Raw genomic sequence first — 11544 nt, 5'->3', positions numbered from 1 at the left:
GACAGGTTAACTATGGGGATATCAATCGTTGTAACTTCTGGAAAAGGTGGAGTTGGAAAGACTACTACCACAGCAAATGTTAGTACTGTCTTGGCAAGCCTTGGAAAAAAGGTCTGCATGGTTGATTTGGATATTGGTCTAAGAAACCTGGATGCGGTCATGGGGCTAACCAATCGGATAGTTTATGATATTGTTGACGTAGCACAACATCGAGTCGTAGTATCACAGGCTTTAGTCAGAGATCCACGTTTTGAAGATAATTTGTATTTATTGGCGGCATCACAGTTTGCTGATAAATATGTCTTAGATAAAGAATCTGTTGGTAATATCGTTAACGAATTGAAACAACGTTTTGATTTTGTAATGATCGATTGCCCTGCCGGAATCGAGTATGGTTTTCAAAATGCTGTTTCCATTGCTGATGGGGCTTTAGTGGTTACTAATCCGGAAGTTGCTTCTGTAAGCGATGCTGATCGTGTCGTCGGTATTTTGGAGAATATGAATATGCCGATCACACCACATTTGATTATTAATCGTATTAGAAAGAATATGATCAATGATGGTACTTCGATGCGAATTGATGACATTGTCAATCATTTAGGAATCCCACTTTTGGGAATCGTGATTGATGAAGATAAAGTTATTTCTGCTTCTAATTCAGGTAGGACGGTTGTTTTTGATGATCAAAGTGATGCTGGGCATAGTTATCAAAATATTGCTCGTCGTATGCTTGGAGAAAACATTCCCCTAGATTTATCGACTCATACAAAAAAAGTCGGTTTTTGGGGCAGAGTGTTTGGAAGAAAATAAGGACTATGGTACAATTTTTCTGTAAATTGAATAAGTCAACACAGGGGGAGCCATTCGGCTGAGAGTGAACTAAGTTCAGACCCTTTAAACCTGTTATGTTAATACATGCGTAGGGATAGTGTTGTTCAAGCAGAAGCTCGAACTCTCTTGTGATGACGAAAATCAGAAGGGAGTTCTTTTTTTATGATCAATAATGTTAGTAAGGGAACGGGTAATGATTTAGTCGTCATTACTGAAGGTGCTTTGATCACTGCTTTAGCGATGGTCTTGTCATTTATTCCACATTCCACTGGTGTTTCAGCGGTGGAATTTTCCTATGGATTGATTACAATGTCAATTTTTGCCTTACGTCGAGGATTAAAACCCGGTTTAATGGCAGGATTAGTTTGGGGAATCTTAGATTTGGTTATTCGTGGTTTCAGTAACGGTGGATTTTTGAATCCTTTACAAGGTTTTGTTGAATATCCAGTTGCCTTTGGTGTAGTCGGGTTGATTGGTCTTGGTAGTGTTCAAGTGAAACGCTCAATTGAACAAGGCAACAATGCTTTGGGACTGATTATTTTTTATTCAGCTATTGGATTTTTTGCTAAATACTTTTTCCACTTTATTGCGGGAGGAATTTATTGGGGTTCATATGCGCCTAAGGGAATGAATCCTTGGATTTATTCTTTAGCAATCAACGGTGGCAGTTTTATTGCTAATATGATTATGCTCTTAATTTTGGCAGTCTTATTGAATAAAATTTTTAAACGTTTGATTATGGTTAAAAATTAGGATAAAAATAAAATCCTCGTGGAAATGTGTTCAAATACATTTCCACGAGGATTTTTTGTTTTAAATGAAACTCATTAACGCACCTAAAACTACACCGCCGATAGTAACTAAGATCATTAGCCAAACGACTACTTGTGTAATTTTAGTCAAAGTGCTTTTAGGTTTTTTATCGTCCAATAATTCCACCACCAAATTAAATATATAGTGAAATACTACTTCACAAACTCATTTTATGCAATGATTGCAACCGTTTGCAAGATAATTTAAAAAATTACCCCACCGCTAGAACCATACAAATAGTAATGGCTTTCACATTTCTTGTGAAATTATTAAATATCGTGTGGTTAAAAGTGGGGAATTGTGGTAAATTAGGAAGTGTTAAAGAATTGAGGTGAACTGTCCGTGTTTATGGGTGAATTTCATCACACACTAGATACTAAAGGTCGAGTTATTGTCCCGGCTAAATTTAGAAAGCTACTTGGTGATAAGTTTGTAATTACTCGAGGCATGGATGGTTGCCTTTTTGGGTATCCAATTGAGCAATGGGAAAAACTCGAAGCTCAATTGGACAAGCTGCCTTTAACAAAAAAAGACGCAAGAGCTTTTACACGATTCTTTTATTCTGCTGCTGCAGAGGTTGAATTCGATAAACAGGGGCGAATCAATCTTTCAACACCTTTAATCAAATTCGCTAAGTTACAAAAGGATTGTGTATTTGTCGGAGTTTCAGATCGAATTGAAATTTGGGATGCAGAGCGTTGGAACGAATTTAGCCAAGAGGCTGAAGATAATTTTGAGGAAATATCGGAGAAAATGACAGACTTTGACTTCTAATGTATATAAACATAAAACAGTACTTTTAAAAGAAACTATTGATGAAATAAATCCACACGATAATGGTATTTACGTTGACGCTACTTTTGGTCGTGGAGGACACACTAAAGAATTATTGAGTCGCGTACACAATAGTCATCTTTATGTTTTTGATCGAGATGAAGCTGCCATTGAGGTCGGTGAAAATATTCAAAATGATCCAAACATTATTGGTGATAATTCACTAACTTTAATACGTGATAATTTTGAAAATATGCAAGAACGTTTGAACGAACTTGGAATAGAGAAGGTTGACGGTATCGTTTATGATTTGGGAGTTTCATCTCCACAATTTGACGATGCCCAAAGGGGCTTTAGCTATAAAAAAGAAGCACGTTTAGATATGCGGATGGATCAAAGACAAGATCTTGATGCTGAAAAAATTGTAAATGATTGGTCGTTCAATGAACTAGTAAGTATTTTTTATAAGTATAGTGACGAAAAATTTGCTAAACAAATTGCTCGTGCGATTGAACGTACTAGAGACGATCATCGAATCACTTCTACGCTGGAATTAGCAGATATTATTAAAAATGCTATTCCAGCAGCAGCTAGAAGAACCGGTGGTCATCCTGCTAAGCGTGTTTTTCAAGCGATTAGAATTGCTGTTAATGATGAATTGGGTTCTTTAGAGAGATCTCTAGAACAAGCTATAGATTTGTTAGCACCAAAAGGCAGAATAAGCGTTATAACTTTTCAATCCAAAGAAGACCGAATTGTAAAACATATTTTTAAAAACAATTCCCATGTTGATTTACCAAGGGGACTTCCTGTCATTCCTGATGATGTCAAGCCGGCTTTGAAACAGATCACTAGGAAACCAATCTTGCCTAATGAAGAAGAATTGTCTGAAAATAATCGGGCTCATAGTGCAAAATTACGTGTCGTTGAAAAGATATAATGGAGAAATAATGATATGAGAGAAGAAAGTACTGCCAAAAACTTACAAGAATATCAAGTTGAACAACAACCACAAGAGCAGGTTCATCCTGCTCCTAAAACTTCTAGTGTTGCTTTGTCAAAGTTTGAGATTTTTTCAATTGTGACATTAGCTTTATTAACCTTGGGCTTAATGGTTACTTTGGTCAGTATTAAAGTTTCAATGACTTCTTCTCAAAATAAATTAGATAGTCTGACTACACAGATTACAAAAACAAATACCAGTAATGTTAATTTAAGACAAGAGATTTCTGAATTAACTAGTTTTGATCGCTTTTCTTCGTTTGCAAAAAAGCATAATTTGAAAATGAGTGACAACAATGTAAGGAATATTTCAAAATGAGTAAGTTCAGAAAATTATTTAAAAATAAGGCAAGACGCAATCATTATATTGTTGGGATAGTAATTTTGATTGCGACTGCCTTTTCTTTTATCCTTTTTATCCAAAGATTTGCCTATATCTCGATGAGTAAGCAATATGATGGTGTAAATTTGGAACAAAAGACGAAACAAAAGTACGAACGAGTAACGAAGGTCAACGCCAAACGTGGTGATATTCTTGATGTTAACGGAGATATGATTGCAGGAGACTCTACTATCTACAATATTTATGCGATTGTGGATCATAAGTCGAAAACAGTAGATGGCAAAGCTGATTATGTAGTGAATAAAGATAAAACTGCACAAGTTTTGAGTAGGTATTTATCATTATCCAAAAAACAAATTAAAAAGTATTTGACTCCGGTCAGTAAAAAACAGTATCAAGTTGAGTTTGGCCCATCTGGTCGGGGTTTGTCGATTGAGATAAAACGTAAGATTGCATCTAAAAAATTACCAGGGATTCATTTTATTGAATTACCTTCTAGATCTTATCCCAATGGTGTTTTTGCGACTAACTTAGTCGGTATCACTAAAGCTGATGATGCTAATGATAAAAATAGTAATATCAGTGGTGTAATGGGTATTGAAAAATATTTCAATAAAGTTTTATCTGGTAAAAATGGCAAGCAAATTACTAAAGTCGATAAAAATGATAATGAATTACCAGGTTCACAGATGATTGAAAAGAAATCCTCTGACGGCTCGAATGTTTACTTGACTTTAAATAGTAAAATTCAACAATATGCTGAAATATTGGCGCAAACAGTTGAAGAGAAATATGAACCAAAGAATTTGCAAATTTTGGTAATGAATGCCAAAACCGGCGCGATTGAAGCAGCCACACAACGGCCAACCTTTAATCCAACAACTGGTAAAGGCCTCAGCAATAGTTGGCGGGATACTTTGGTTGAGGATCAGTTTGAACCTGGCTCAGTTATGAAAATTTTGACTTTATCGGCTTCAATTGATTCCGGAAACTATAATCCTGATCAATTGTATCAATCAGGGACAGTCGAAGTTGGTGGTCGAACGATTGGTGACTGGAATACTGCTGGCTGGGGTTATATCCCACTTTCTGAAGCTTTTACTAGGTCATCTAATGTCGGGATGGTCAAGCTGGAACAAGAGATGGGTTCAGAAACTTGGATGAATTACATGAAAAAGTTCCATATTGGTCAAAAAACTGGAGTGGATTTACCAGGAGAAGTTTCAGGTAGTATTTCTTATGAGCACACCAGTGACCAAGCGATGACTTCATTTGGTCAAAGTGTCAATGTGAATACTATGCAAATGTTACAGGCTTTTTCAGCTATCGCTAATGGCGGTAAAATGATTAAACCACAAATTGTCAAAAAAATCGTTGATGCCGATACAGGTAAGACAACTAAGAAGTTTAAACGTGAAGTAGTTGGACAACCAATCAAGGCAAGTACTGCTAAAAAAGTCCAAAAAGCTATGCGTCAAGTCGTAACTAAGAGTTATGGAACCGGAGTAGTTTATAATGTACCTGGTGTTAAAGTTGGTGTAAAGACTGGTACTGCTCAGATTGCTTCTCCAAGTGGTGGTTATTTAACTGGTTCAAATAACTATATTTTCTCTGTTGCCGGAATGATTCCATATAATGATCCTAACTACATCGTTTATGTCACAATGAAACAACCACAAAAGATGACCGAATCGGCTGAAAAGATTTTATCTGAAGTCTTTAATCCATTGGTTAAACGCTTAGTCAGTCAAGGAAAATCTCAGACTGATTCAGTTGAAGTGGGTAGTCAATATGTGAATGTGCCAAGTCTTTTAGACAAGTCAACTAATTCAGCTTTAAATAAGATCAAGAACTTAGGATTGCAGTCAGGAGTAATTGGTACAGGTAATAAAGTTGTTCAACAATTACCTGACAGTGGTCAAAAAGTCATGCCAGGTCAAAGAATGGTCTTGCTAACTAATGGTGCAATGACGATGCCAGATCTGACAGGTTGGTCAAAAAATGACGTCTTGAAGTTTGCTGAAATAACAGGTAAACAAGTCACAACTAAAGGCGATGGATATGTTGTTAAACAGTCAGTTGAGGCTGGTCATGTAATAAATGACAGTGGTAAAATTATAATCACATTGAAAAATAAATAATTAAGGGGATTTTCATGGAAATTAGTCATATTATTTTCGATATAGTTAGCTCGTTTGCTATCGTTGCGATTTTGATGCCTTTTTTAATTGGCTATCTAATTAGACACAAAGAAGGACAATCGATTCGTGAAGAAGGTCCAAAGTGGCATGCCAAGAAGTCTGGAACACCTACTATGGGTGGTTTGTTAGTAATTCTAGCTACGTTGATCACAAATATTTGGGTCGGACTTTGGCAAGGTCAGTTGGATCGTTCATTATTGATTACAACTTTTGTTATCGTGTTGTACGGATGCATTGGTTTTATCGATGATTTTATTAAAGTTTTCAAAAAGAGAAACTTGGGTTTACGTGCTTATCAAAAAGCATTGTTACAAGTAATTGTTGGAATCATTTTTTTATACGTTTATAACGATGATCAATTGCCAATGAACTTCACTATTCCTGGAATCATATCAATTGATTCAGTAGTGATTTTCGTATTGTTTACACTATTTTGGTTAGTTGGCTTTTCAAATGCTACCAACTTGACTGATGGTTTGGATGGTTTATTAGGTGGTTTAGGAACGATTTCTTATTTTACTTACGGAATCATTTCTTTGAACCAAAATAAAATTGATTTAGCTATCGTTTGTTTCTCAGTGGTTGGTGCTTTATTGGCTTTCTTGTTATACAACCACAAACCAGCCAAGATTTTTATGGGTGATGTTGGTTCATTAGCTCTTGGGGCTGGATTAGCAGCTATTTCAATCTTGCTAGGTCGTTACTGGTCATTATTATTGATTGGTTTAGTTTATGTGATTGAAACGGCTAGTGTTATGTTGCAAGTCTTTTCATTCAAAGTTTTCCATCGTCGTATTTTTAAAATGACACCAATTCACCACCATTTTGAAATGATGGGCTGGAGTGAATGGAAGATCGACATCGTCTTTTGGATTTTTGGAGCCATCTGTTCTGCAATTTATTTAATTTTATTCGTATAGGGAAGTAGTTTAAGCAATGAAGAAGAGTAATTATTCAAATAAAAAGATCTTAGTATTAGGTTTAGCTAAGAGTGGTTACGCCGTAGCCAAATTATTAAAGAAAATGAATTCAGATGTTACTGTCGTCGATTCCAATCCTCTTGAAGGTAATACTGAAGCTCAAGCATTGATCGATGAAGGATTTAAAGTTATCACTGGAACGAATAGCGCTGACTTGATCGATGACTCATTTGATTATTTGGTTAAGAATCCGGGAATTTTCTATTCTAATGAATTGATTCAAAAAGCTGAGGAATTAATGATCCCGGTTATTACTGAACCGGAAATCGCTTATAGTTTTAGTGATGCCACAATGGTTGGTGTTACGGGGACTAATGGTAAAACTACAGTGACGACTTTGATCCAATTGATGCTCAAGCATTCACCAAAATTTGAGAATTCTTATTATGCCGGAAATATCGGTATTCCTATCTCTAATGTTATTCAAAAGGCGAATGCTAAAGATGTCGTTGTGACTGAACTTTCCAGTTTTCAATTGCAAGGAACGATAGAACTACATCCTCACGTAGCCGTTTTAAATAATATTTATTCAACTCATTTAGATTTCCATAAGACTCGAGAAAACTATATTAAGGCTAAGATGCATATTACTAAGAATCAGACTGAGAATGATTACTTCGTAGTTAATTACAATACTGAAGAATGGCGCAATTTAGCTAAACAATCAACTGCTCAAATCTTGCCATTTTCAGACAATCAAACCTTAGATCAAGGTGCCTTTGTCAAAGATGGTGTCATCTACTGCAATGATCAAGCTGTGATGAAAACTGATGAAATCAAAATTCCTGGAGAACATAATGTTCAAAATGCCTTGGCAGCTATCAGTGTTGCTAAGTTGTATGATGTAAGTAACAAAGATATTATTGAAGTTCTATCTTCATTCAAGGGTGTTAAACATCGTATTCAGTACGTTGATACTTTTGGCGGACACAAATTTTATAATGATTCCAAAGCTACTAATGTGGAAGCAACAATTGTCGCCTTGACAGCTTTCAAACAACCTATCACTTTGATTGCCGGTGGGTTAGATCGTGGAAATGGATTTGATGAACTTATTCCTGCTTTGAAGGGAAAAGTTAATAATTTAATCGTTTATGGTCAAACAGCCGATAAAGTGATTGAATCCGCCCAAAAAGCCGACGTAGGAAATATTGTCAAAGTTGATAATCTGACTGAAGCTGTGCCGGAAGCATATAAGCAAAGTGATCCAAAAGATGTTATTTTACTTTCACCAGCTGCGGCTAGTTGGGATCAATTCCACACCTTTGAAGAACGTGGTGACCAATTTATTCAAGAGGTCGAAACTTTAAAGGGAGAAATAAATGATGACTAAAATGCGTATTATTGTTTCCGGTGGTGGTACTGGAGGACATATTTACCCTGCAATGGCCTTGATTAAGCGTCTAAAAGAGCGTGACATGATTGATGATGTTTTATACGTTGGGACAGAAAAAGGCTTAGAAAGCAAAATTGTTAAGAATGCTGGGATTAACTTTAAGACGATTGAAATCCAGGGCTTTAGACGTAAATTAAGTTTAGAGAATTTAAAGACTGTTCAGCTATTCTTGTCGAGCATTCATAAATCTCGTAAGATCATCAAAGAATTTAAGCCGGATATCGTCGTTGGAACCGGTGGATATGTTTCAAGTGCAATCGTCTATGCAGCACACACGATGCACATACCAACTGTGATCCATGAACAAAACACGATTGCTGGTGTTACGAATAAATTCTTAGGTAAATTCGTTGATAAGATTGCGATTGCTTTCACAGAAGCTGTTGATCAATTCAATGAAAAGAAAAAAATCGTTTTCACTGGTAATCCGCGAGCTCAAGAAGTAGTCGGCATTCAAAAAAATGATCGTTTAACTGAATTTGGCTTAGAACCAAATAAAGATACCGTTATGATTTTTGGTGGTTCTAGAGGTGCTAAACCAATTAATCAAGCTGTTATCGATACGATGTCTAAATTTGTTGAAAGTGACTATCAAGTGTTATTTGTAACTGGTCGGGTGCACTATGACGGCGTTATTAAGTTGATAGATGATAAATACTTAAAGAGTGCAAATGTTTCGGTATTACCATATATTGATAATATGCCTGAAATTTTGCCGGATATTAAGTTGATTGTTGGTCGTAGTGGTGCAACTAGTATCGCTGAGATAACAGCATTAGGAATCCCCGCAATTTTCATTCCTAGTCCTTATGTAACGCATAATCATCAAACAAAAAATGCACTCTCTGTTGCCAAAGTCGATGCAGCGGTCGTGATTCCTGAAAAGGACTTGAATTCCGATAGTTTGTTTAAAGAAATCAATCAAATTATGAGCAATACTAAATTGCAACAAGAGATGTCGGTCAATTCTAAGAAAATTGGTGTGCCTGATGCAACTGATCGTTTGATCAAAGTCTTGGTCGACTTAGTAAATAAGTAAGATTTGAGGATTAGGTGTTGAAGAAGAGAAAAATCAAAGTAAGTAAAAACAGCTTAATTATTGTGATAGTCTTTTTCATAGTTTTAATTGCTTATTTTGGTTCGCCTTTGAGTAAGGTTAGAAATGTCAACGTCAAAGGTGTAAACGACTTAGGAGCGCAGCAAGTTATCAATGCTACTGCGATTGATGATAATTCTAATTTATTCGATGTTTTGCTGCATCACAGTTCGATTTCGAAAAAAGCTGAGAAAAAGTTACCATCAATTGAATCTATTTCGTTTAGAACTCGTAATTTACGTGATTTGACTATTACGGTTAAAGAGCGTCCAACACTCGGTTTTATTGCTAAAAATGGTGGCTATTATCGAATTATTAATAACGGTCAGATCATTGATCAAAAACTCAATTCACCGATTGGAAATTATCCGATTTATAGTAATTTTAGGCATAAAAGATTGAAACAAATTTCCAATATTTATGCTAGATTGTCAAAAAATATTCAAACTAATATTTCTGAGATCCGTAACGCTCCGACAAAATTGAATCCATATCGCATCAAGATTGATATGAATGATGGCAATAAAGTAATTGCTGATATGCGAACGGTTCAGTCGAAATTGAAATATTATCCAGGGATGGCATCACAAATGAAGAAAAAAGGTGTTATAGATTTAGAGATCGGTGCCTATTCTTATCCTTTTAAAGACAAGAAATAGGTTTAATATAATCATATTTGTGTTAAAATTTTTTAGTGAATAGATTTTTCTAGGTAAGGGAGGCTGCTACGATTAATGGACAATTCTGAATTCTTTGTAGGTCTAGATATCGGTACTAATTCAATAAAAGTAGTCGTTGCTGAATCGTCCGATGATAGATTAAGTATCGTGGGCGTTGGAAGTGAACGCTCTGAGGGAGTCAGTCGTGGCGTTATAGTTGATATAGACAAAGCGGCAGGTGCTATTAAAAAGGCTATTAAAAAGGCCGAGACACAAGCAAATATAACTATTCGTAACGTTGTAGTCGGTATATCGGCAAACATGTTACAGATTGAGAAATGCCAAGGGATGATAGCGGTTGGTTCTCAATCAAAAGAAATCAACGAAAATGATGTCAGACAAGTGATGTTGGCCGCTATGGTCCAAAACTTACCTAGTGAAAGAGAAGTAGTTTCTCTAATACCTAAACAGTTTTCCGTTGATGGATTCACTAATATTCGTGATCCACGTGGAATGATCGGTGTCCGTTTGGAAATGACGGGAATCATTTATACGGCGCCAAAAACAATCGTACATAATACTAAAAAAGCCATTCAAAAGGCTGGTCTAAATATTATTCATAAAGTAATCTCTCCAATGGCATTGAGTCAGGTGGTATTAAATGACGGTGAAAGTGATTTTGGAGCCGTTATAATCGATATGGGAGCTGGTCAAACAACCGCTTCAGTCGTACATGATCACAACTTGAAATTGTCAACTGTAGACTTTGAAGGTGGAGATTACGTTACCCACGATATCTCCGTTGTCTTGAATACGACAGTTGAGAATGCTAACCAACTAAAACTTTATTACGGTAATGCATCAGCTGATAAATCAGATACTGAAGAAAATATTAACGTAGAAGTAGTTGGCAAGAGTGAACCAACCATGGTTTCAGAAGAATATTTGGCTGAAATCATTGAAGCTAGATTGAACCAAATCTTTACGAGATTGCAAGCACCACTAGAAGAGGCTGGAGCGTTATCACTTCCGGGTGGTATCGTACTTACTGGTGGTGTCGCAGCAACTCCTAATATTGAAGATCTTGCCCGAAAGATTTTTGATGTTAAGGTAAGGAGTTATGTTCCTACGCAAATGGGTATGAGATATCCTTCTTATTCCTTGGGATTAGGATTAGTTACTTACGCTTCAAGATTGAATGACATTGGAGTAATTGCTGACAATGTTGTTAATGGTGCTACTGTTTCAAATAGTAGACCTCAACAAACTGTTCCGGAACAACCACAAGTGCAACCAGAACAATCTGTTGATACGACTCAAGAGGACCAACCAACAGAAGAAGAGACGTCAGAGCCAAAGGCTAAGAAAACGTCGAAATTCAAGGACTTTTGGAGTAGATTTTTTGATTAATAAATAATAAATTAAATGATTTGTAGGAGGAACTCCTTA

The 11544-nt window shown here is 36.0% G+C and carries 12 protein-coding genes and 1 riboswitch; of the genes, 11 read left to right on the top strand and 1 reads right to left on the bottom strand.

Translation table 11 applies throughout. The features are described from left to right. Positions 1-12: 12 nt before the first annotated feature. Together minD and thiT are read left to right on the top strand one after the other, a co-directional pair. On the top strand, positions 13-810 hold the full coding sequence (gene minD, locus FC88_RS01435; RefSeq protein WP_010020130.1) for a septum site-determining protein MinD: 798 nt from the start codon (positions 13-15) through the stop codon (positions 808-810). A gap of 33 nt (positions 811-843) precedes the next feature. After that, positions 844-944, top strand: a riboswitch (TPP riboswitch). Positions 945-993: 49 nt separating this feature from the next. Then, positions 994-1584 carry an energy-coupled thiamine transporter ThiT gene (thiT, locus tag FC88_RS01430; RefSeq protein WP_057812049.1) on the top strand — a complete coding sequence of 197 codons (591 nt, stop codon included), beginning with the start codon at positions 994-996 and terminating at the stop codon, positions 1582-1584. A 60-nt stretch (positions 1585-1644) separates the two neighbouring features. Here thiT and FC88_RS12545 read toward each other — a convergent pair whose 3' ends face one another. Beyond that, positions 1645-1770 (bottom strand): DUF4044 domain-containing protein, encoded by a 126-nt coding sequence (locus FC88_RS12545; protein ID WP_371874030.1) that lies wholly within the window; start codon positions 1768-1770, stop codon positions 1645-1647. 216 nt (positions 1771-1986) lie between these two features. On the opposite strand from FC88_RS12545, the gene mraZ reads away from it, so the two are divergent. The 9 genes from mraZ to ftsA all read left to right on the top strand — a co-directional run bounded on the left by mraZ (position 1987) and on the right by ftsA (position 11505). After that, entirely contained in the window at positions 1987-2418 is a 432-nt protein-coding gene (gene mraZ / locus FC88_RS01425) for a division/cell wall cluster transcriptional repressor MraZ (protein ID WP_057812047.1), read from the top strand. Next, positions 2408-3358, top strand: coding sequence for a 16S rRNA (cytosine(1402)-N(4))-methyltransferase RsmH (gene rsmH / locus FC88_RS01420; RefSeq protein WP_057812044.1), 951 nt, complete (start codon positions 2408-2410; stop codon positions 3356-3358). The genes mraZ and rsmH overlap by 11 nt, the downstream gene beginning before the upstream one ends. A gap of 15 nt (positions 3359-3373) precedes the next feature. Next, positions 3374-3739 carry a cell division protein FtsL gene (gene ftsL, locus FC88_RS01415; RefSeq protein ID WP_057812042.1) on the top strand — a complete coding sequence of 122 codons (366 nt, stop codon included), beginning with the start codon at positions 3374-3376 and terminating at the stop codon, positions 3737-3739. Then, a complete protein-coding gene (locus FC88_RS01410; protein ID WP_057812040.1) occupies positions 3736-5904 on the top strand; it encodes a penicillin-binding transpeptidase domain-containing protein in 2169 nt (722 codons plus the stop codon). The genes ftsL and FC88_RS01410 overlap by 4 nt, the downstream gene beginning before the upstream one ends. A gap of 14 nt (positions 5905-5918) precedes the next feature. Next, a complete protein-coding gene (gene mraY, locus FC88_RS01405; protein ID WP_057812038.1) occupies positions 5919-6884 on the top strand; it encodes a phospho-N-acetylmuramoyl-pentapeptide-transferase in 966 nt (321 codons plus the stop codon). A gap of 16 nt (positions 6885-6900) precedes the next feature. Then, positions 6901-8277, top strand: a complete 1377-nt coding sequence (murD, locus tag FC88_RS01400; protein WP_057812036.1) for a UDP-N-acetylmuramoyl-L-alanine--D-glutamate ligase — start codon at positions 6901-6903, stop codon at positions 8275-8277. Then, positions 8270-9379, top strand: coding sequence for an undecaprenyldiphospho-muramoylpentapeptide beta-N-acetylglucosaminyltransferase (gene murG / locus FC88_RS01395; protein WP_229239938.1), 1110 nt, complete (start codon positions 8270-8272; stop codon positions 9377-9379). The genes murD and murG overlap by 8 nt, the downstream gene beginning before the upstream one ends. A 17-nt stretch (positions 9380-9396) precedes the next feature. Then, complete coding sequence (locus FC88_RS01390; RefSeq protein WP_057812034.1) at positions 9397-10095, top strand: cell division protein FtsQ/DivIB; 699 nt, start codon at positions 9397-9399, stop codon at positions 10093-10095. A 75-nt stretch (positions 10096-10170) separates the two neighbouring features. Next, positions 10171-11505 (top strand): cell division protein FtsA, encoded by a 1335-nt coding sequence (ftsA, locus tag FC88_RS01385; RefSeq protein ID WP_057812032.1) that lies wholly within the window; start codon positions 10171-10173, stop codon positions 11503-11505. Positions 11506-11544: the final 39 nt, after the last annotated feature.

The organism is Companilactobacillus futsaii JCM 17355, assembly GCF_001435505.1.
Classification (GTDB): Bacteria; Bacillota; Bacilli; order Lactobacillales; family Lactobacillaceae; genus Companilactobacillus; species Companilactobacillus futsaii.
This window is presented reverse-complemented; position numbering and strand designations above follow the sequence as displayed.

What these genes read in the sequence shown, in the direction of transcription:
- minD (WP_010020130.1), top strand. Translation starts at nt 13, where the DNA reads ATGGGGATATCAATCGTTGTAACTTCTGGAAAAGGTGGAGTTGGAAAG.
- murG (WP_229239938.1), top strand. Translation starts at nt 8,270, where the DNA reads ATGACTAAAATGCGTATTATTGTTTCCGGTGGTGGTACTGGAGGACAT.
- ftsL (WP_057812042.1), top strand. Translation starts at nt 3,374, where the DNA reads ATGAGAGAAGAAAGTACTGCCAAAAACTTACAAGAATATCAAGTTGAA.
- thiT (WP_057812049.1), top strand. Translation starts at nt 994, where the DNA reads ATGATCAATAATGTTAGTAAGGGAACGGGTAATGATTTAGTCGTCATT.
- mraY (WP_057812038.1), top strand. Translation starts at nt 5,919, where the DNA reads ATGGAAATTAGTCATATTATTTTCGATATAGTTAGCTCGTTTGCTATC.
- FC88_RS01410 (WP_057812040.1), top strand. Translation starts at nt 3,736, where the DNA reads ATGAGTAAGTTCAGAAAATTATTTAAAAATAAGGCAAGACGCAATCAT.
- murD (WP_057812036.1), top strand. Translation starts at nt 6,901, where the DNA reads ATGAAGAAGAGTAATTATTCAAATAAAAAGATCTTAGTATTAGGTTTA.
- ftsA (WP_057812032.1), top strand. Translation starts at nt 10,171, where the DNA reads ATGGACAATTCTGAATTCTTTGTAGGTCTAGATATCGGTACTAATTCA.